Raw genomic sequence first — 20,006 nt, forward strand, 5'->3', positions numbered from 1 at the left:
TGGGCCTTTTCATGGGAGAGCCGGGTCAGATCAACCGCGCGCGTCGCGGTCGCGCACGCCCAGCAGGTACAGCACCCCATCCAGCCCCAGCGTGCTGATCGCCTGGCGGGCCGACTGGCGCACCAGTGGCTTGGCGCGGAACGCCACGCCCAGACCGGCCAGCGACAGCATCGGCAGGTCGTTGGCGCCATCGCCCACGGCAATCGTCTGGTCCAGTTGCAGGCCCTCTTCATTGGCCAACTGCTGCAACAGGTCAGCCTTGCGCTGAGCATCGACGATCGGCTCGACCGCAACCCCGGTCACCTTGCCGTCGACCACTTCCAGTTCGTTGGCGAACACATAGTCGATACCCAGGCGCGCCTGTACCTGCCGCGCGAAGTAGGTGAAACCGCCCGACAGAATGGCCGTCTTGTAGCCCAGGCGCTTGAGTTCGGCGAACAGATGCTCGGCTCCCTCGGTCAGGCGTAGCGAGGCGCCGATCTGGTCGAGCACAGCGACATCCAGGCCCTTGAGCAGTGCCATGCGCTCCTTGAAACTGGCACGGAAATCCAGCTCGCCTCGCATGGCGCGCTCGGTGATCGCCGCGACCTGCTCGCCAACCCCAGCGGCCTTGGCCAGCTCGTCGATGACCTCGGCTTCGATCAGTGTGGAGTCCATGTCGAACACCGCCAGGCGGCGGTTGCGGCGGAACAGGTCGTCCTTCTGGAAGGCGATGTCGATGCTCAGCTCATCCGACAGGGCGAAGAACGCTGCACGCAAGGCCTGTGCATCGCTCGGCTCGCCGCGCACGGAGATTTCCAACGCCGCCTTGCCCTTGTCGTGCTGAGCACCGAGCGCCACCCGCGCCGACAGGCGCTCGATGCGCTCGATGGTCAGGCCGTACTGGCTGATGATCGCGCTGACCCGCTGCAACTGCTCAGGGGTGATTCGGCGGCTGAGCAGGGTGACGATCTGCCGAGGTTCGCCCTGGCTGTCGGCCCAGTGCTGGTAATCCGCCTCGGAAATAGGCGTGTAGCGCGCTTGCAGGTTCAGCTCGTGCGCCTTGCTCTGCACGCTTTGCAACAGTGCAGTGGCCACTTCGTTGTCGGGAATATCGACCAGGATGCCGAACGACAAGGTGCCGTGCATCACCGCAAGGCCGATGTCGAGAATGTTCACACCGCCCTGGAGCAGGACGCCGGTGATGGCCGCAGTGAGACCTGGACGGTCTTCACCAGTGATGTTGATCAGGACGATTTCGCGCAAGACCGGGCTCCGACTTCGATGAAAAATGCCCATTCTACCGATTTTCCGTAGGCATCGGGCGCCAACGACACTTTGCCGACAAAACTCCGCTCGCTATACTGCGCTCCACTTTCTCGCCATGAAGAGCCGCGCTCTGTGAACCGGCCCACGCCCGTCAAACCCGACAATTTTTTCCTGATGATCTACCGAGCCCTGAGCCAGCGTCGAATCCCCCTGGCCCTGCGTATCGCCAGCCATAACATCTTTCTGGTGGCTCTGGCCCTGGTGATCTATGCCTGCGTGATGGGTTTGCAGTTCAAACAGGCCATGCACGAGCAGGCCGATGCCGTCGGGCAGAGCCTGACCACGCAAACCGCCACCTCGGCCACCGAACTGCTGGTGTCCAATGACATCCTCAGCCTCAACGTGCTGCTCGGCAACCTGGTGAAGAACCCGCTGGTCGCCCACGCCGCCATCTACAGCGTGGACAACCGTATCCTCGCCGAGGCCGGCCAGCGCCCGCGCAACAGCCTGCTGGGCGAGGCCGAAGGGCTGTACCAGACCAAGATCACCTTCCAGGACGTGACCGCCGGTCAGTTGCGCATTAGCCTGGACATGAGCCAGTTCCAGCAACCGATGCTCATCAGCCTGCAAAGCATGGGGATCCTGGCAGCGATCCTGCTGGCGCTGGCGCTCACCCTGAGCCTGCGCCTGGGCCGCTTCATCTCCACCCCGCTCTTGCAACTGCGGGTATGGCTGCGTGACCCGCACCCCTACACGCCTGCCATCGAGCGCCAGGACGAGATCGGCGACCTGGCCCGCCAACTGCACGCGCGCCTCGCCCCGCCGCCGCCGCCAGAGCCGGAAGAAGAGGACGAGGAAGATGACTTCGATGACGCGCCGCCACCGGTAAAGGCAGCGCCACGCGCCAAAGTGATGGCCCATGAGCCTGAAGATGACGACGACGCCTTCGTTGGCCTGATGGACGACGACACCGCCCCCGCAAAACCGCTCGTTCTCGTGTCGGACGAGCCGCAAAGCAGTGCGGTACTGGCCGTGCAGCTGGGCTCCCAGGAGCAACTGCGCCGCCTGCCGCGTACCCGTCTGACCGAGCTGCTCGAGCGCTACCGCGACTGCCTCGAACAGGCGGCCTCGCTGTACGAGGGCGAAGTCCACACGCTGAACGACGGCAGCACGCTGCTGCTGTTCCACAGCCGTGACAGCGGCGAGGACTACCTGACCAACGCCATCTGCTGCGGTGAGTTGCTGCGCGCCCTGGGTCATGCCCTGCAGATCGAGGTGGCCGACAGCGGCATCACCCTGCAACTGCAACTGGGCCTGGTGCTGGCGGACGACCTGCAAGGCATGGATCAGGTCGACCTGCTGATGACCGAACAGGCCCAGGACGCCCTGGCCCTGTCGCAGCATAGCCGCAACCTGCTGCTGGTGGAGCGCCGTATCAACGACGACGCCCTGCTGCGCCAGCGCGCACGCATTCGCCCAATCGCAAGCCCCGAGGGCGCCTGCTGCGTGGAGCGGCTGATGGAGCCCTACCCGTCGATGCTCGAGCGCCAGCTGGCGCGGATGCACGAACGCAGGACCTGATCCTGCGCAGCCATGCCAGGGATCACGCCCACGGCACCCACAAAAAAGCCCGCAACGTTGCGGGCTTTTTTGTGGCTCGACTATCAGAAGCGATAGACTTCCATGTCGGTGCGGATCGGTGAAGCCATCGGAATCTTTGGCTTTTCCGGCTCTTTCTTGACCTGAACCGGCGCGGCCCTGCGCGGTGCTTCCTCGGCGACAGCCGGCTGGTTGGCCAGCGGCTTGACCGTGGTGCTGAGTTGCTCGGCGAGTTTTTGCAGCAATTGGCCCTGGGCCTGCACTTGCGCCGATTCGCTGCCCGCGTGGGGCTGTTCCAGGTGGACGATACGGTTGTCACGTACCTGCCCACGGCGATCCAGCACACGCCATTGCGCATCGAGGATGGCCGGTTGGTTCTTGCCCGAATCCAGGCGGGTGATGGTCAACAGCACCTGCACGTCCGGGGTGAAACCAGCGCTGGCCGGCGCCAGCACCACGCGCTGGCTGTCCAGGCGCCAGGCCAACTGACGCACCAGCAACTGGTCGATATCCGACGAAAGGCTGCCGGCCCAGCGACCGTCGGTCGCTGCAGTCAAGCTGCCGTCCGCTTGGCGTTGCAAGAACGTTTCCCGTTGCAGGTAGTCGGCCACCGATACAGGGCCGAGCACCACCGCCATACCCGCCGCCTGCGAGGGCTGGCCGGGGTCACCGCTGTCGAGCTGATACAACGCGACCGGCTGGTGCATGCTGCATCCGCTCAGGCCCAGCAGGCCCGTCATCAGCAGCGCAAATGGAAGGCGCAGAAATTTCATTCATCCCATCCAGGCGGCCGTCACAAGACTGACCGCAGTGATACTCATGTGAATTCATCCGGGCGCTCGGCTACGCCGGCGCCGCGAGGGGCTTATCATCCGCGAAATGACGGCCCGACTCCAGCGTTTCCGCCCGAAACAGCGCTGAAAGTGCCGATTCAGACTACTTGCACGCTTATGCAGGATGCTCCACCGTCAGCCCATCCACCCGCTGGAAACCACGTGGCAATTTGCTACCGCGGCGGCCCCGCTCGCCCTTGTAATGCTCAAGATCGTCAGGCTTGAGAGACAGCGTACGCTTGCCAGCCTGCAATACAAGGGTCGATCCCTCACTGATCACGGCAAGATCAGTGACGAATTCTTCACGGCTGGCAACCCGATCACCGGGCACACCGATGATCTTGTTGCCCTTGCCTTTGCCCAGTTGCGGAAGGTCAGCGACCTTGAACACCAGCAGGCGCCCTTCGGTGGTGACGGCAGCCAACCAGTCCTGCTCTCGGTTCGCCACCGGGCGAGGCGTCATGACCTTGGCACCGTTGGGCAAGCTGAGCAGGCCCTTGCCGGCCTTGTTCTTGGCTTGCAGGTCCTCGCCCTTGACCACGAAGCCGTAGCCGGCGTCGGAAGCCACCACGTACAGCGCCTCGTCGTCGGGCAGCAGCACGCATTCGAAGGTGGCGCCCGGTGGCGGCGTCAGCCGACCGGTTAGCGGTTCGCCCTGGCCACGCGCCGACGGCAGGCTGTGGGCGGCCAGCGAGTAGCTGCGACCGGTGGAGTCGATCAGTACCGCGAACTGGTTCGAGCGCCCGGCAGCGGCGGCCTTGAAGCCATCACCGGCCTTGTACGACAAGCCCGTGGCGTCGATGTCATGCCCTTTGGCGCAACGCACCCAGCCCTTCTCCGAGAGCACCACGGTGACAGGCTCGGTAGGCATCAGTTCGTTTTCCGACAAGGCCTTGGCCTCGGCGCGCTCGACGATCGGCGAGCGGCGGTCATCGCCGTAGGTTTCGGCGTCTTCGAGCAACTCGGTGCGCACCAGCTTGCGCAGCTTGGTGTCGCTGCCCAGCAGCGTGGTCAGGCGCTTCTGTTCCTTGAGCAGTTCGTCCTGCTCGCCGCGGATCTTCATCTCTTCGAGGCGAGCCAGCTGGCGCAGGCGGGTTTCGAGGATGTAGTCGGCCTGGATCTCGGTCAGCTCGAAACGGGCGATCAGCGCCTGCTTGGGGTGCTCTTCGGTACGGATGATGTGGATCACTTCATCCAGGTTGAGGAACGCGGTGAGCAAGCCTTCCAACAGGTGCAGGCGCTTCTCGACCTTGTCCAGGCGGTGTTGCAGGCGGCGGCGCACAGTACCGATGCGGTACTCCAGCCACTCCAGCAACAGCGCGCGCAGGTTCTTGAGCTGTGGGCGACCGTCCAGGCCAATGATGTTGACGTTGACCCGGTAGGTGCTTTCGAGGTCGGTGGTGGCGAACAGGTGCTGCATCAGCTCGGCCGCATCGACGCGGTTGGAACGCGGGATGATGACGATGCGGCACGGGTTCTCGTGGTCCGACTCATCGCGCAGGTCGGCCACCATCGGCAGCTTCTTGGCCTGCATCTGCGCGGCGATCTGCTCCAGCACCTTGGCCCCGGAGACCTGATGCGGCAGCGCGGTGACGACGATGTCGCCGTCTTCGACGCGGTACACCGCACGCATGCGGATCGAGCCCTTGCCGGTCTCGTAGAGCTTGAGCAGGTCGGCACGCGGGGTGACGATCTCGGCTTCGGTCGGGTAGTCCGGGCCTTGGATGTGCTCGCACAGTTGCTCGACCGTGGCCTTGGGCTCATCCAGCAGGCGCACGCAGGCGCTGGCCACTTCACGCAGGTTGTGCGGCGGCACGTCGGTGGCCATGCCCACGGCGATACCGGTGGTGCCATTGAGCAGGATGTTTGGCAGGCGGGCGGGCAGTACCGCGGGCTCCTGCAAGGTGCCGTCGAAGTTCGGCACCCAGTCGACGGTGCCCTGGCCCAGCTCGCTGAGCAGCACTTCGGAATAGCGCGACAGCCGCGCCTCGGTGTAGCGCATGGCGGCGAACGACTTCGGATCGTCCGGCGCACCCCAGTTGCCCTGCCCGTCGACCAGGGTGTAACGGTAGCTGAATGGCTGGGCCATCAGCACCATGGCCTCGTAACAGGCCGAATCGCCGTGGGGGTGGAACTTGCCGAGCACATCACCGACAGTACGCGCCGACTTCTTGTGCTTGGAGTCGGCATCGAGCCCCAGCTCGCTCATGGCATACACGATCCGCCGCTGCACCGGCTTGAGCCCGTCGCCGATATGCGGCAGTGCGCGGTCCATGATCACGTACATGGAATAGTTCAGGTAGGCCTGTTCGGTGAAGTCAGCCAGGGAACGGCGCTCGACGCCGTCGAGACTGAGTTCCAGTGAGTCGCTCATGCGGGCCTCGTCATTTCAGGTTCTGGCGCAACAGCATGGTGCCGCCGCGCTGGGTAAATTCAAGTTGTTTCAGGGCGCTCATGCCGAGCAGCACGGCTTGGCCATCTAGGCCTGGCACCACGAGGGCGCGTACGTCGTGCAGGCGGATGTCGCCCAGTTGCAGCGTATCGAGACGGGTGCGATAGCCCTCGGTGCGGCCATTGGCGGTGCTGAGCACGACCGCCGCGCCACGCACCAGATCCAAGTCGCGGGCCAGCGCCTCTGGGATGGCCACATCGGTGGCGCCGGTATCGAGCATGAAGTGCACCACCTGGCCGTTGATCGCGCCGTCAGCGACGAAGTGACCTTGTCCGTTACTGAGCAGGCGCACCTCGATGAAGCCCTCGCCGCGCTCGCTCTGCACCACGCTGTTGGGGTTCTGCTGGCGCTCTTCCCACTGGCCGAAAAAGCGCGTGGCAAGGAACATCGCCGCCGCCCACGCGACGATCATCAATACCTTGCCCGCACGCTGCCCCGGCGGCTTGCTCATGGGTTGGCACTCCAGCCACCGGACGGCGCGGCGAAGCGCCAGACGATCGGGCGAACCTCGCCATCGGCGCGCGGCTGGTCGTTGTTGTCCAAGCCGATCCAGGCACCGTCCTTGTCGATCACCAGCGCCTCGGCCAGCCCGTATGGCTGCTGGTAGCGCCGCGATTCCACCAAAGCGTCGGCGGCGAACGACCAGCAGCGCTCAACCGCGCCGCTGTCGGCATCGCGCCGGCAGATGCGGTAGGCGTTGCGTTCGAGGGTGAACAATTTATGATCGAACCAGGCCAGGTCGGCGAAATCCCGCGACACCGGACGCGCCTCGGGAAATGCCTGGGGCTGCATCTCGACCCCAGCCTCGCTGAGCAGCACGCAGCTGCCTGCACAGGTCCATACCGACTGCTGACGCTGCACGGCCAACAAGCCACGCCGCTCACGCTCGGCGGCGAGCCACAGACGATCGCCAGCGGGATTGATCGCCAAGCCTTCGAACAGCGCATTGAAATGCAGCAGCATGCCGCTGGCCCGGGCTTGGCGCAGCAGCGCCTGATCAATTTTCAACCAGTTTGCCTCGCCGTCGAGCGGCAACTGCAACACCGCCGCCTGGGCCTCGCTGGCGACATAGAGATTACCCGCCTGATCGCAGGTGATGCCCTCGAAATCCAGCGCGCCGCCACGCACGAACGAGGCAGCCCAGGTACGGATCTTCAGGCCCCACGGTAGGCCGCTGTCCGGCGCCTCGGGGGCGCTGAACACCAGCGGCTGAGCCTGCCAGGTGGGGTTGCTCTGGTCGAGCCGGTAGATGCGGTCGTCGTCGCGGTCCGATACCGTCCACAACGCTCCCCGACAAAGCGCCAGGCCCGACAGGTTGCCACCGTGCATGCCCTCGACCGGATATTCGCCGGTGAGCTTGAGTTCTGGCCACTCGTCAGCCTGCACCGCAAGCGCCAACAGTGCGAGCCAGCCTGCGAACAGCAGACGAATCAAACCAGGACCTCGGCCAGGTTGCCTTTGGTCTCCAGCCAGTTCTTGCGGTCGCTGGCGCGCTTTTTCGCTAGCAGCATATCCATGATTTCGGTGGTGCCCTGTACATCGTCCAAGGTGAGCTGGACCAAGCGCCGGGTGTTCGGGTCCATGGTGGTTTCACGCAACTGCGGCGGGTTCATTTCGCCCAGGCCCTTGAATCGGGTGACCTGTGGCTTGCCGCGTTTCTTCTCCGCCACCAGGCGATCGAGGATGCCATCACGCTCGGCTTCGTCCAGGGCGTAGTAGATCTCCTTGCCCAGGTCGATACGGTACAGCGGCGGCATCGCCACGTAGACGTGCCCGGCTTCGACCAGCGGGCGGAAATGCTGGACGAACAGCGCGCACAGCAAGGTGGCGATGTGCAAGCCGTCGGAGTCGGCGTCGGCCAGGATGCAGACCTTGCCGTAGCGCAGTTGCGACAGGTCGGTGGCGCCCGGATCGACGCCGATGGCTACGGCGATGTTGTGCACCTCCTGGCTGGCCAGCACTTCGCCGCCGTCGACTTCCCAGGTATTGAGAATCTTGCCGCGCAGCGGCAGGATGGCCTGGAACTCTTTGTCGCGGGCCTGTTTGGCCGAGCCACCGGCCGAGTCACCCTCAACCAGGAACAGCTCAGCACGCATCGGGTCCTGGCCGGCGCAGTCGGCCAACTTGCCGGGAAGTGCCGGGCCTTGGGTGATGCGCTTACGCTCGACCTTCTTGCTGGCTTTCAGGCGCCGACCAGCGTTGCTGATGGCCAGCTCGGCCAACTGCATGCCCAGCTCTGGGTGCGCGTTGAGCCACAGGCTGAAGGCGTCCTTGACCACCCCAGAAACGAACGCCGCCGCCTCGCGGGAGGACAGGCGTTCCTTGGTCTGGCCAGAGAACTGCGGCTCCTGCATCTTCATCGACAGCACGAAGCTGATGCGTTCCCAGACGTCCTCAGGGGCGAGCTTCACGCCGCGCGGCAGCAGGTTGCGGAACTCGCAAAACTCGCGCATCGCATCCAGCAGGCCCTGGCGCAGGCCGTTGACATGGGTGCCGCCCTGTGCGGTGGGGATCAGGTTGACGTAGCTTTCCTGGATGCTGTCTCCGCCTTCGGGCAGCCACAGCAAGGCCCAGTCCACCGCCTCCTTGTTACCCGCCAGGCTGCCGCAGAACGGCTCGTCGGGCAGGCGCAGAAACTCGCTGACCGAATCGACCAGGTAGGAACGCAGGCCATCTTCGTAATGCCACTCGACCTTCTCGCCGGTGGCCTTGTCCTCGAAGCTGATCGACAGCCCCGGGCACAGTACGGCTTTGGCCTTGAGCACATGCTTGAGACGGCTGATGGAGAACTTGGGTGAGTCGAAATACTTGGGATCGGGGCTGAAGTACACGCTGGTGCCGGTGTTGCGCTTGCCGACCGTGCCGACAACCTCCAGCTCGCTTGCCTTGAAGCCATCGGCGAAGGTCATCTGGTACTCGTTACCGTCGCGCTTGACGCGCACGCGCACCTGGGTGGACAGGGCGTTGACCACCGAAATGCCCACACCATGCAGGCCGCCAGAGAACTGGTAGTTCTTGTTGGAGAACTTGCCGCCGGCGTGCAGTTTGGTAAGGATCAGCTCGACCCCGGACACGCCCTCTTCAGGGTGGATATCCACCGGCATGCCACGGCCATCGTCGCAAACTTCCAGCGAGTGGTCGGCATGCAGGATGACCTGCACCGAGCGGGCATGCCCTGCCAGGGCCTCGTCGACACTGTTGTCGATGACTTCCTGGGCCAGGTGGTTGGGCCGGCTGGTGTCGGTGTACATGCCCGGCCGCTTGCGGACCGGGTCAAGGCCCGAGAGGACTTCGATGGCGTCTGCGTTATAGGCGCTAGCGCTGGGATTGGCCATAGGGTCTCGTCGTCAGTCTGGTGAATGCAAAAAAGCTCAAAATACAGAAAAATCCAATGCCGCATACTGCCCGCGGGCAATACCGGCAAAGGCCAGCAACGCCGGCAATTGTGCGGCGAAGCCTTGGTAGCTGTGGTCGCCACCGGCCTGAATGCGCAGCGCACAGGCCCGGTAATGACGCTCGGCCTGGCGATAGTCCAAGGTTTCATCGCCGGTCTGCAACCACACTTGGTAGCGCGAGGCATCCTGGGGCGCAGGCACGTCCAACGCGGCCAGGGCATCCACGTGGTCCAGGGTCAGTTCCCAGGCTTCATCGGTGTAGAGGTTACGCTGGGTGCCGAGATAGCCGTCGAACAACCGGTGCGGAGCGACCGCTGGGTTGATCAGCAGGGCCTTGAGCCCGTGCTGCTCGGCCAGGTGGGTCGCATAGTAGCCGCCCAGAGAGCTGCCGACCAGCAAGGGGGCGCCCAGCTCGGCAATGGCGGCCTGCAATTGCTCGATAGCCTGGCGCGGGTGGTGGTGCAGGGCCGGAACACGCAGTCGGTCAGCCAGGCCAAGCCGCTGCATCACAGCTTCGAGCTGGCGCGCCTTGGTCGAAAGCGGCGAGCTGTTGAAGCCATGGATATAAAGGATGGAACCCGACATGCTGCCCCCGGTGCGCAAAGACGCGCAGTGTAGCGTGTTCGTGGGGGATTGGTTCACCACTGGGGATTTGGCAACACAATCTTCAAACATAGGGCCGCTGCGCACCGCGTACCTGTGTAGGAGCGGCCTTGTGCCGCGAAGGGGTGCGAAGCAGCCCCGGCGACTCTGCAGGATGCCGAAATCCCGGGGCCGCTTCGCAGCCCTTCGCGGCACTAGGCCGCTCTCATAGAACTACACATAACTTGTTGATTTAGCAGGGACCTGTGGGAGCGGGCTTGCCCGCGAACACCGGCGAAGCCGGTGCCATACACCGAGTCGCCTGCTTCGCGGGCAAGTCGGGGCGCCGAACCGCCGCTCCCACAGGGTACGCGGCGCGCTTGCGAAATCAGTTCTCTGCACGACAGCGCAGCCCGGCAGGGCTGGGTGAACTCCTACAGGATCCCCGCTAAATCAACGGGTTATGGCAACGCGGTCCCCTTGGCCTAATACCCAGGACTATCAAAGTCCAATGTCACCACAAAATCCCGCGCCCGCCCGACGCCTGTCTCTATCTGCCCATCCTCATGCAGACGCAGCCAGCGATACCCCGGCTGTTCCTCGCTGACCTTAAAATCCTCGCTGCCCGGCGTGAACTGGATGCAGGTCGACGGCGTGGCCAGGTAGCGAACCCCCTGCCGCAGTTGGTCCCAGGGCTGGTGCACATGCCCCCACAGCACAGCCTTGACCTGTGGATAAGTGTCCACCCGCGCAAGCAGCGCGTCGGCGTTGCGCAAGCCGATCGGCGCCATCCAGGCGCAACCGATGTCCACCGGCTGATGGTGGCAACACAACAAGCAATGACGCCCATCCGCCGTGGCCAGCGCCTGGTCCAGAGCAGCCAGCTGTTCGTCGGCCAGCCAGCCGAAGGTCGCCCCGACCACTGCCGAATCGAGCATTACGACGCGCCAGGCGCCGATATCAGTGACAGCCTGCACCAGCTCTGGCGCCACCTGGTTCATGGCCAAGGCCTCGTCGTGATTGCCCGGTAGCCAGCGCGACGGTGCGCCCAGGACCGCCGTCAGGTCACGGAAAGCCTCGTACGAAGCGGAACTGGCGTCCTGGGACAGGTCGCCGGTGCACAGCAGCAGGTCAATGCGCGACTGCTCGCGGCGCACCTGGCCGATCACATGGGTGAGGCTGTCACGGGTATTGAGGCCCAGCAACGTGCCCGCCGGATCGGCGAACAGATGGGCGTCGGTCAGTTGCACCACATGGATGGGTGATGGGGAAGCAAGTGGTTGCGGCAACGGCCATCTCCTCGGGCGGATTCAGCCCTCGATTATGGCGGCGGATCGCGGCGACGCAAATACGCCGACCCGACCCACGTCACATTTCAACGCACCGCTTCCAGCTCATGGCCGCAGGCCAGGCAGTGGCTGAGCCACTCGCCGAGGAACAGGTTGAGCTGGGCTTTCTCGTCCGGCTGGTGCATGGCCGTATTGGGATAGGGGTAGATACTGCGCAGGCGCCGGGTGTGTTCGGCACTGACCACCTCGGCCATACGTGCATCGTGATACACCTGCACTTCCAGCTCCGGCACCGGCAGCCACGGCAAGCTGTGTTCCTGGCGCACCTTGAGCGTGGTGGTGTATGGGCAGGCCAGCAGCACTTCGAGCACCAGTACCCCCAGCATCTGGTCGCCCTGGGTCATGCCGATGCGCCGCGAGCTCTGCGTGGTGCGCATGTCCGGCAACAGACGCATCAGCCGGGCATAGTTCGCCTCACAGGCGGTTTGCAGCCCGACCAGGTCGACGCGATAGCGCTCACGCAGCAGGTTCACTTCCACATCCCTCGGACTTCGTCACGGTTGAGCGCCAGCCATTGCAGGCCGATGATCGTCGCGGCGTTGCAGATGCGCCCATCGCGCACCGCCTGCAACGCGTCCTCGAACGACCACACCCGCACGCGGATGTCTTCGCTTTCTTCTTCGAGCCCATGCAGGCCGCCTGCACCTTCGCTGACGCAGCGCCCGAGGAACAGGTGCACATACTCGTCGCTGCCACCTGGGGACGGGAAGTAACGGGTCATGGGCCACAGCGCGCTGAAAGTCAGGCCGGCTTCTTCCTCGGCCTCGCGGTGAGCGACTTGCTCGGGTTGTTCGTCCTTGTCGATCAGCCCGGCGACCATCTCGATCAGCCAGGGATTTTTGACCTTGCCCATGGCACCGACCCGAAACTGCTCGATCAGCACCACTTCGTCACGCTGCGGATCGTAAGGCAGCACGCATACGGCATCGTGACGCACGAACAGTTCGCGGGTGAACTCACGGCTCATGCCGCCAGCGAACAGCTCATGGCGCAGGTGCAGCTTATCCAGCTTGTAAAAGCCCTTGAACAGCTGTTCGCGTTTGGCGATCTCGACCTCGGTCGGCACCGAATTCAGCGTATCGGTCATGCAAACTCCTTATTACCTCGTCTACCGCATCGCGCAATCCTACCCTGCGTGCCGCTCGGTTTCACCCCCTTGCGGTGACCGTTCGCACTGCCGGGACAGGCGTCGCGCTCTCTGATAGCTTAGTGGCGAACTGAGGGCCGCGCAGGCGGTCCAAGGCCGATCATCACCGTTGTGAAAGAGGCAACATGACCCTCGTCAAACTGACTTGCGTGGCTGTTCTGGCACTCGCCCTGGGCGCCTGCCAGAGCCTGTTCACCCCCAATTACCGGGCGCCGCTTGAGGTCAAGCGTGATGCCTGGGAGCATCTCAAGCCCGGTTGCAGCGAAAGCGATTGCCCGCTGGTGAACATCGACACCGTGCACTTCCCGGCCCTGCCCAAGCTCGACGCCATCGTCGAGAAACGCCTGCTGCAACTGACCGAGGACAACCAGCGCGGCACCCCGCCAGCCTCGCTGCAAGCCTATGAACAGCAGTACCTGGCACACGCCGACAAGCGCAACAGCAGTTACCTGCAAGCCAAGGTACGCGAGCAGCATGACGGCCTGGTGATCATCGAGCTGTCCAGCTACCTCGACACCGGCGGCGCCCACGGCATGCCGGGGCGCGGCTTCATCAACTATTCACGCAAGCTGGACAAGGTGCTCACGCTGGACGACATGCTGCTGCCCGGCCAGGAGCAGACCTTCTGGAAGACCGTCGAGGAGTCGCACCGCGCCTGGCAGATCAGCACCGGAATGGACAAGGACCCCGAATTCGTCAAGACCTGGCCGTTCAAGCGCTCGCCGCATATCGCCCTGACCTACGGTGCGGTAGTGGTCAAGTACGAGGTCTATGCCATCGCGCCCTACTCCATGGGCCACGTTGAGCTGAAGATCCCCTACCCGCGTCTGAACGGTGTCCTCAGGCCCGAGCTGTTTCCCGGCCGCGGCTGAGCGATAGCAGGCCATGCAGCACCCCTGCCAGCAGCAGAGCCGGCAGGGTCGCGCCAAGCTCCGGTGCCTCGGCGGCCATCAGGTGATAGGCCGCCACCCCCACCGCCCACGCCAGCAGCGCTTGCCAGTGCAGACCCGACACCTGTGCAGGCAGGCGGCGGCGGCGGACCAGGAAGTGGTCCACCAGCACCACGCCGAACAGCGGCGCGAACACCGAACCGATCAGCAACAGGAAGTTCTGGTACTGGGCCAGCGGCGCCAGCAGCGCGATCAAGGTGCATAGCATGCCGATCGCCAGCGCCAGGTGCTCGACCTTGAGCTTCACCAACAGCCCCGTGGATACCGCCGCCGAGTGGATGTCGGCGAAGGCATTCTCCGACTCGTCCAGCAGAATCAGCAGCAGCGGGATGCCCAGCCCGGCACCGGCCAGTGCCAGCAGCAGCGCATTGACTTCACCACTCGGGGCGAAGGCCAGGGTATAGGCCACACCCAGGCTCATCAGCCAGGCGTTGCCGATGAAGAACCCCAGCGCGGTGCCGCCGAACACCCGGCTGGCGCGCTTGCCGAAGCGCGAGTAGTCGGCGATCAGCGGCAACCACGACAGCGGCATGGCGATAACGATGTCAAAACCCAGCGCCAGCGACAACGAACCATCGCCCGGACGGCGCCACAGGTCGACCAGATCGGCCTTGGCGAACAGGTTCCAGGTCAGCCACAGGCAAGCCCCCAGCAGCAACCAGATGCCCCATTTGCGCAGCACCTTGCGCACGAACGTCAGCGGCCCGCTGACCGCCAGCAAGGTGGCCAAGGCGCCAAAGCACAGCGTCCACAGCAGCGGGCTGCTCCACACGCTGCCCTCGCCAAAGGTTCGCGCACCCAGCAGGCCGGCGGCGTCGCGCATGACGATGATCTCGAACGCGCCCCAGCCTACCAGTTGCAGCAGGTTGAGCAGTGCCGGCAGGCGCGCGCCGTGACCGCCCAGGGTCAGGCGCAGAGTGGCCATGGCCGACAGGCCGGTGTCGCTGCCGATCACCCCCGCCGAGGCCAGCAACAGCACACCGACGGCGCTGCCCAGCATGATCGCCAGGATCGATCCCGCCAGACCCAGGCCGGGCGCCAACAGACCGCCGACCTGCAGGACCATCAGGCCGATGCCTAAAGAGAACCACAGCGAAAACAGGTCGCGGGCGCCGAACTGGCGGTGCTGACTGGGAACGGGGTGGTCGGGTGAGAAGTGGCTGGGTGTGCTCATGCTGGCGCTCGCCGGAGTTATTGTGAGTATGGGGGCGAGGACTACGTCCTCGTATCGCGGCACAAGGCCGCGCCTACAGAAGATTGCGGTCCCCTGTAGGAGCGGCCTCGTGCCGCGAAAGGGCCGCAAAGCGGCCCCGCTTTTGCTGCCTAGACTTTCTGGTACAACTGGCTGCCTTCCTGGCGGAACCGCTCGGCCTGCTCGCGCATACCCTGCTCGACCGTCACCTCGACAGTGTCGATCTTGGCGGCATATTCACGCACCTCCTGGGTGATCTTCATCGAGCAGAACTTCGGCCCGCACATCGAGCAGAAGTGCGCGACCTTGGCCGACTCCTTGGGCAGCGTCTCGTCGTGGAACGCGCGGGCGGTGTCCGGATCCAGGCCCAGGTTGAACTGGTCTTCCCAACGGAATTCGAAGCGCGCCTTGGACAGCGCGTTGTCGCGGATCTGCGCGCCAGGGTGGCCTTTGGCCAAGTCGGCAGCGTGGGCCGCGATCTTGTAGGTGATGATCCCGGTCTTGACGTCATCCTTGTTCGGCAGGCCCAAGTGTTCCTTGGGCGTGACATAGCAGAGCATGGCGCAGCCGAACCAGCCGATCATCGCCGCCCCAATGCCCGAGGTAATGTGGTCATAGCCGGGGGCGATGTCGGTGGTCAGCGGGCCGAGGGTGTAGAACGGCGCCTCGTCGCAGCACGCCAGCTGCTTGTCCATGTTCTCCTTGATCAACTGCATCGGCACATGGCCGGGGCCTTCGATCATGCACTGTACATCGTGCTTCCAGGCGATCTTGGTCAGTTCGCCCAAGGTCTCCAGCTCGCCGAACTGGGCCGCGTCGTTAGCATCGGCAATCGAGCCCGGACGCAGGCCATCGCCCAACGAGAAGCTGACGTCGTAGGCCTTCATGATTTCGCAGATCTCGTCGAAGTGCGTGTACAGGAAGTTCTCTTTGTGGTGCGCCAGGCACCACTTGGCCATGATCGAACCACCCCGGCTGACGATGCCGGTGACGCGCTTGGCGGTCAGCGGCACATACCGCAAAAGCACGCCTGCGTGGATGGTGAAGTAGTCCACGCCCTGCTCAGCCTGTTCGATCAGGGTGTCGCGGAACAGCTCCCAGGTCAGGTCCTCGGCCACACCGTTGACCTTCTCCAGGGCCTGGTAGATCGGCACGGTGCCAATCGGCACCGGCGAGTTGCGGATGATCCACTCGCGGGTTTCATGGATATGCTTGCCGGTGGACAGGTCCATCACCGTGTCCGACCCCCAGCGGATGCCCCAGGTCAGCTTGGCGACCTCTTCCTCGATCGAGGAACCCAGCGCGCTGTTGCCAATGTTGCCGTTGATCTTCACCAGGAAGTTGCGACCGATGATCATCGGTTCAAGCTCGGCGTGGTTGATGTTGGCGGGGATGATCGCGCGACCACGGGCGATCTCTTCACGCACGAACTCGGGGGTGATCTCTTTCGGGATGCTCGCGCCGAAGCTGTGCCCGGCGTGCTGCTGGTCGAGCAGGCCCGCAGCGCGGGCTTCCTGGAGCTTCATGTTCTCGCGGATGGCGACGTATTCCATCTCGGCGGTAATGATGCCCTGGCGCGCGTAGTGCATCTGCGTAACGTTGGCACCGGCTTTGGCCCGGCGCGGGTTGCGCACGTGGGCGAAGCGCAGCTGGGTCAACTCAGGGTCGCTCAGGCGTTGCTGGCCGAAGTTCGAACTCAGGCCCTCGAGGCGCTCGGTGTCGCCACGCGCGTCGATCCAGGCCGAGCGCACATCGCCCAGGCCCTTGCGTACATCGATGATGACGCTGGGATCGGTATAAGGGCCGGAGGTGTCGTAGACCAATACCGGGGCGTTCTTCTCGCCGCCGAAGTCGGTGGGGGTGTCATGCAGGCTGATCTCGCGCATGGGCACGCGGATGTCGGGGCGCGAACCCTGGACATACACCTTGCGCGAATTGGGCAGCGGCTGCACGGACTGCTGGTCGACTTGCGCCGACTCGCTGAGGTGGATCGTTTTTTCTTGTTTGCTCATCACAGGCTCTCCAGACGGCTTCCAGCGGGCGGAATGTCGGGGAAGAACCTGAAGGACGCGGACGCACCCCTTGATGAGTGCAGTGCCGGATACTGGGAGTGCCATCGAGCATGAGCGTCGACAATCCCGGACCTGGCACAAGAGGCTCCCGGGAAGGAGAGCAATCTTGTTCCCTACGCAGGCGCTAACCTGATCAGGTTCAACGGGATCCGCACCTCTGCGATCTCAGCCTTTGCTTCAAGGCACCCCGACAAGAACGTGCGCAGTCTAAGCTGGAGTGGCCGACAAAGCCAAGCGTGTCGAGCCTGCCGTGATGAATGGCAACGCATGGATTGTTGCCGAGGACACATGGCACTACACTGGCGCATCGTTTCGATACTCGAAAGTACAGTAAATAAGAACCTGATCAAGGATTGCCCTATGCTGCGCAAACTTTCACTGGCGATTGCCGTGTCCTGTGCGTCCAACGGCGCGGCCTGGGCAATGGACCCGCCCACCACGGTCAAGACGGACCTGGTCAGCGTCTATCAGGAGGCAGTGGACAACAATGCCGACCTGGCCGCCGCCCGCGCCGACTACGGCGCACGCCGCGAGGTGGTGCCACAGGCGCGCGCCGGCCTGTTGCCGAACCTGTCGGCAGGCGCCGAGATGATGAACACGCGCACCCAGTTGGACGAACCGTCGATGACCTCCAACCGTAGCGGCAACACCTGGAGCGCGACCCTGGCCCAACCGATCTTCCGCGCCGACCGCTGGTTCCAGTTGCAAGCCGCCGAAGCGGTCAACGAGCAAGCCGTGCTGGAACTGTCAGCCACCGAACAGAACCTGATCCTGCAAACCGCCGAAAGTTACTTCGCCGTGCTGCGCGCCCAGGACAACCTGGCCTCGACCAAGGCCGAGGAAGCCGCCTTCAAGCGCCAGCTCGACCAGTCCAACGAGCGTTTCGACGTGGGCCTGTCCGACAAGACCGACGTGCTCCAGTCCCAGGCCAGCTACGACACCGCACGGGCCAACCGGTTGATCGCCGAGCGCCGGGTGCAGGACGCCTTCGAGGCGCTGGTCACCCTCACCAACCGCCAGTACAGCTCGATCCAGGGCGTGGTGCACAGCCTGCCGGTGCAGGTGCCGACCCCCAACGACGCCAAGGCCTGGGTCGAAACCGCTGGGCGCCAGAACCTCAACCTGCAAGCCACCAACCAAGCCGTCGCGGCCGCCGAACAGACCCTGCGCCAACGCAAGGCCGGCCATGCCCCAACGCTGGACGCCGTGGCCAAGTACCAGAAAGGTGACAACGACAGCCTCGGCTTCACCAACCCCGCACCGCAAGCTGGCGTGCGTTATGGCGGTGACGTCGAGCAGACCAGCGTTGGCTTGCAGTTGAGCATCCCGATCTACAGCGGCGGGCTGACCAGTTCGCAGGTGCGCGAGGCCTACGCTCGCTTGAGCCAGAGCGAGCAGCAGCGCGAGAGCCTGCGCCGCCAGGTAGTAGAAAACACCCGCAACCTGCACCGCGCGGTAAACACCGATGTGGAACAGGTGCAAGCGCGCAAACAGTCGATCATCTCCAACCAGAGCGCGCTGGAAGCCACCGAAATCGGCTACCAGGTGGGTACCCGCAACATCGTCGACGTGCTCGATGCCCAGCGCCAGCTGTACACCTCGGTGCGCGACTACAACAACAGTCGCTACGACTACATCCTCGACAACCTGCGCCTGAAGCAGGCCGCCGGAACCCTGAGTCCGCAGGACCTGCAAGACCTGGGGCGCTACCTGAAAGCCGACTACAACCCGGACCGGGACTTCCTGCCACCGGATTTGGCGGCAGCGGCGGCGAAGAATTTCGAACGCAGGCCATGATACCGGCGCTGGATTCTTCGCGGGCAAGCCAGCTCCCACAGGTACAGCACAAGCCTTGAAGTTTGTGATGTCCCTATGGGAGCTGGCTTGCCCGCGAAGAAGCCAGCGAAGATGTCAGCTAATGAGTTTCGCCACCCCATCCAACAACCGCTGCAATGCCCCCTGATTAGCCTGCATCACCGCCCTACCCGCCTCGCCCATGCGCCGGGCGTCCTGCGGTAGCTCGATCAGGCGGCGTACCTCGGCGGCCAAGCCCTCGGCATCATCGACCTGCTTCAACGCCCCCGCATCACGCAACATCGCGCTGATTTCGAGGAAGTTGAACACATGCGGTCCCATGATCACCGGTAATGCCAGCGCAGCAGGCTCCAGCGGGTTGTGCCCACCCGTGGCCACCAGGCTGCCGCCAACGAAGGCGATATCCGCCACGGCGTACAGGAACAGCAACTCGCCCATGGTGTCACCCACCAACACCTGGGTCTGCGCCGACAGCACATCACCGCTGGAGCGACGCAGCGTGGCAAAACGCTCGGCGCACAGGGCATGCACGGCGTTGAAACGCTCCGGGTGGCGCGGCACCAGAATCAGCAAGGCATCGCCATGCACGTCGAGCAAGCGGCGATGGGCATCGAGCACCAGCGCGTCCTCACCCTCATGGGTACTGGCCGCGATCCACACCGGGCGCTGGATGGCGCCCCACTGCTCGCGCAGCGCACGGGCGCGGGGCAGCAGTTGTTCGTCCACTTTCAAGTCGAACTTGATCGAGCCGGTCACCTGCACGCAGGCAGGGCGCGCGCCCAAGTCGCGAAAACGCTGCGCCTCGGTTTCAGTCTGCACGGCGATCAGGCTCATCTGCTCAAGCATCGGCCGGGTCAATCCGGCAAAACGCGCATAACCACGCGCCGAACGCGCCGACAGCCGCGCATTGGCAAGCGCCACCGGAATCCCGCGCCTGGCGCACTGGTGGATATGGTTCGGCCACAGCTCGGTTTCCATGATGATGCCCAACGTCGGGCGCACATGATCGAGGAAACGCCCCGCCGCCCACGGCAGGTCGTAGGGCAGGTAGCAATGCTGCACCCGCGGCTCGTCCTTGAACATCGCAAGGATCCGCTCGGAGCCGGTCGGGGTCATGCAGGTGAGGGTGATCGGCACGTCCGGGTACTGCTTGAGCAACGCGCGAACCATGGGCGCAGCGGCGATGCTCTCACCCACCGACACCGCATGCACCCAGATACCGCCAGGCTTGATCGCGGGCAGTTTGAAGGCGAAGCGCTCAAGAACGCGCGCGCGGTATGCCGGCGCCTTGCGCCCACGCAGATACAGGCGCAGCGCCACCAGCGGCAGGCCCAGGTGAAACAGCAAGGTATAGAGGGTTCTGTTCATGGCG

16 protein-coding genes and 1 riboswitch are annotated in these 20,006 nt (G+C 64.3%); of the genes, 3 read left to right on the forward strand and 13 right to left on the reverse strand.

The window, feature by feature from the left end:
* Positions 1-30: 30 nt before the first annotated feature.
* Complete coding sequence (gene serB / locus ACNFIC_RS11535; RefSeq protein WP_416781031.1) at positions 31-1,245, reverse strand: phosphoserine phosphatase SerB; 1,215 nt, start codon at positions 1,243-1,245, stop codon at positions 31-33.
* A gap of 135 nt (positions 1,246-1,380) precedes the next feature.
* Here serB and ACNFIC_RS11540 point away from each other — a divergent pair, with 135 nt between their 5' ends.
* The gene (locus ACNFIC_RS11540; RefSeq protein WP_416781032.1) at positions 1,381-2,829 is read left to right on the forward strand and encodes a histidine kinase; all 1,449 of its coding nucleotides are present in this window, start codon (positions 1,381-1,383) and stop codon (positions 2,827-2,829) included.
* Between the two features lie 83 nt (positions 2,830-2,912).
* Here the strand turns inward: ACNFIC_RS11540 and ACNFIC_RS11545 are convergent, their stop codons facing one another.
* The 9 genes from ACNFIC_RS11545 to ACNFIC_RS11585 form a co-directional block, all read right to left on the reverse strand.
* A complete protein-coding gene (locus ACNFIC_RS11545; RefSeq protein ID WP_138219166.1) occupies positions 2,913-3,620 on the reverse strand; it encodes a PqiC family protein in 708 nt (235 codons plus the stop codon).
* Between the two features lie 175 nt (positions 3,621-3,795).
* Complete coding sequence (gene parC, locus ACNFIC_RS11550; protein WP_138219167.1) at positions 3,796-6,054, reverse strand: DNA topoisomerase IV subunit A; 2,259 nt, start codon at positions 6,052-6,054, stop codon at positions 3,796-3,798.
* 10 nt (positions 6,055-6,064) lie between these two features.
* Positions 6,065-6,583, reverse strand: coding sequence for a retropepsin-like aspartic protease family protein (locus ACNFIC_RS11555; protein ID WP_138219168.1), 519 nt, complete (start codon positions 6,581-6,583; stop codon positions 6,065-6,067).
* Positions 6,580-7,566 carry an esterase-like activity of phytase family protein gene (locus ACNFIC_RS11560; RefSeq protein WP_138219169.1) on the reverse strand — a complete coding sequence of 329 codons (987 nt, stop codon included), beginning with the start codon at positions 7,564-7,566 and terminating at the stop codon, positions 6,580-6,582. Before ACNFIC_RS11560 ends, ACNFIC_RS11555 begins: the two co-directional genes overlap by 4 nt.
* On the reverse strand, positions 7,563-9,467 hold the full coding sequence (parE, locus tag ACNFIC_RS11565; protein WP_138219170.1) for a DNA topoisomerase IV subunit B: 1,905 nt from the start codon (positions 9,465-9,467) through the stop codon (positions 7,563-7,565). The genes ACNFIC_RS11560 and parE overlap by 4 nt, the downstream gene beginning before the upstream one ends.
* A gap of 36 nt (positions 9,468-9,503) precedes the next feature.
* Positions 9,504-10,112, reverse strand: a complete 609-nt coding sequence (locus ACNFIC_RS11570; protein ID WP_138219171.1) for a YqiA/YcfP family alpha/beta fold hydrolase — start codon at positions 10,110-10,112, stop codon at positions 9,504-9,506.
* Between the two features lie 482 nt (positions 10,113-10,594).
* Positions 10,595-11,398 carry a 3',5'-cyclic-AMP phosphodiesterase gene (gene cpdA / locus ACNFIC_RS11575; protein ID WP_416781033.1) on the reverse strand — a complete coding sequence of 268 codons (804 nt, stop codon included), beginning with the start codon at positions 11,396-11,398 and terminating at the stop codon, positions 10,595-10,597.
* Between the two features lie 86 nt (positions 11,399-11,484).
* Positions 11,485-11,937 (reverse strand): DUF1249 domain-containing protein, encoded by a 453-nt coding sequence (locus ACNFIC_RS11580; protein WP_416781034.1) that lies wholly within the window; start codon positions 11,935-11,937, stop codon positions 11,485-11,487.
* On the reverse strand, positions 11,928-12,545 hold the full coding sequence (locus ACNFIC_RS11585; RefSeq protein WP_138219174.1) for an NUDIX domain-containing protein: 618 nt from the start codon (positions 12,543-12,545) through the stop codon (positions 11,928-11,930). Before ACNFIC_RS11585 ends, ACNFIC_RS11580 begins: the two co-directional genes overlap by 10 nt.
* A gap of 185 nt (positions 12,546-12,730) precedes the next feature.
* Here ACNFIC_RS11585 and ACNFIC_RS11590 point away from each other — a divergent pair, with 185 nt between their 5' ends.
* Positions 12,731-13,477 (forward strand): RsiV family protein, encoded by a 747-nt coding sequence (locus ACNFIC_RS11590; protein WP_416781035.1) that lies wholly within the window; start codon positions 12,731-12,733, stop codon positions 13,475-13,477.
* On the opposite strand, the gene cytX is transcribed toward ACNFIC_RS11590, so the two are convergent.
* Both cytX and thiC read right to left on the reverse strand, forming a co-directional pair.
* The gene (cytX, locus tag ACNFIC_RS11595) at positions 13,446-14,729 is read right to left on the reverse strand and encodes a putative hydroxymethylpyrimidine transporter CytX (protein WP_138219176.1); all 1,284 of its coding nucleotides are present in this window, start codon (positions 14,727-14,729) and stop codon (positions 13,446-13,448) included. The two genes, ACNFIC_RS11590 and cytX, sit on opposite strands and share 32 nt — an antisense overlap.
* Positions 14,730-14,878: 149 nt before the next feature.
* The gene (gene thiC / locus ACNFIC_RS11600) at positions 14,879-16,759 is read right to left on the reverse strand and encodes a phosphomethylpyrimidine synthase ThiC (protein WP_416781036.1); all 1,881 of its coding nucleotides are present in this window, start codon (positions 16,757-16,759) and stop codon (positions 14,879-14,881) included.
* A gap of 153 nt (positions 16,760-16,912) precedes the next feature.
* A riboswitch (TPP riboswitch) is annotated at positions 16,913-17,019 on the reverse strand.
* A gap of 160 nt (positions 17,020-17,179) precedes the next feature.
* On the opposite strand from thiC, the gene ACNFIC_RS11605 reads away from it, so the two are divergent.
* A complete protein-coding gene (locus tag ACNFIC_RS11605; protein WP_416781037.1) occupies positions 17,180-18,616 on the forward strand; it encodes a TolC family outer membrane protein in 1,437 nt (478 codons plus the stop codon).
* A gap of 114 nt (positions 18,617-18,730) precedes the next feature.
* Here the strand turns inward: ACNFIC_RS11605 and waaA are convergent, their stop codons facing one another.
* Entirely contained in the window at positions 18,731-20,002 is a 1,272-nt protein-coding gene (gene waaA / locus ACNFIC_RS11610) for a lipid IV(A) 3-deoxy-D-manno-octulosonic acid transferase (RefSeq protein WP_416781038.1), read from the reverse strand.
* Positions 20,003-20,006: the final 4 nt, after the last annotated feature.

Source organism: Pseudomonas sp. NY15463 (assembly GCF_048068415.1).
Lineage (GTDB): Bacteria > Pseudomonadota > Gammaproteobacteria > Pseudomonadales > Pseudomonadaceae > Aquipseudomonas > Aquipseudomonas mosselii_C.

Bases quoted from the DNA above. Each gene is read 5' to 3' on its own strand.
- parE (WP_138219170.1), bottom strand. From the start codon at position 9,467: ATGGCCAATCCCAGCGCTAGCGCCTATAACGCAGACGCCATCGAAGTC.
- ACNFIC_RS11605 (WP_416781037.1), top strand. From the start codon at position 17,180: ATGCTGCGCAAACTTTCACTGGCGATTGCCGTGTCCTGTGCGTCCAAC.
- ACNFIC_RS11585 (WP_138219174.1), bottom strand. From the start codon at position 12,545: ATGACCGATACGCTGAATTCGGTGCCGACCGAGGTCGAGATCGCCAAA.
- thiC (WP_416781036.1), bottom strand. From the start codon at position 16,759: ATGAGCAAACAAGAAAAAACGATCCACCTCAGCGAGTCGGCGCAAGTC.
- ACNFIC_RS11590 (WP_416781035.1), top strand. From the start codon at position 12,731: ATGACCCTCGTCAAACTGACTTGCGTGGCTGTTCTGGCACTCGCCCTG.
- cytX (WP_138219176.1), bottom strand. From the start codon at position 14,729: ATGAGCACACCCAGCCACTTCTCACCCGACCACCCCGTTCCCAGTCAG.
- ACNFIC_RS11570 (WP_138219171.1), bottom strand. From the start codon at position 10,112: ATGTCGGGTTCCATCCTTTATATCCATGGCTTCAACAGCTCGCCGCTT.
- ACNFIC_RS11555 (WP_138219168.1), bottom strand. From the start codon at position 6,583: ATGAGCAAGCCGCCGGGGCAGCGTGCGGGCAAGGTATTGATGATCGTC.
- ACNFIC_RS11545 (WP_138219166.1), bottom strand. From the start codon at position 3,620: ATGAAATTTCTGCGCCTTCCATTTGCGCTGCTGATGACGGGCCTGCTG.
- waaA (WP_416781038.1), bottom strand. From the start codon at position 20,002: ATGAACAGAACCCTCTATACCTTGCTGTTTCACCTGGGCCTGCCGCTG.
- parC (WP_138219167.1), bottom strand. From the start codon at position 6,054: ATGAGCGACTCACTGGAACTCAGTCTCGACGGCGTCGAGCGCCGTTCC.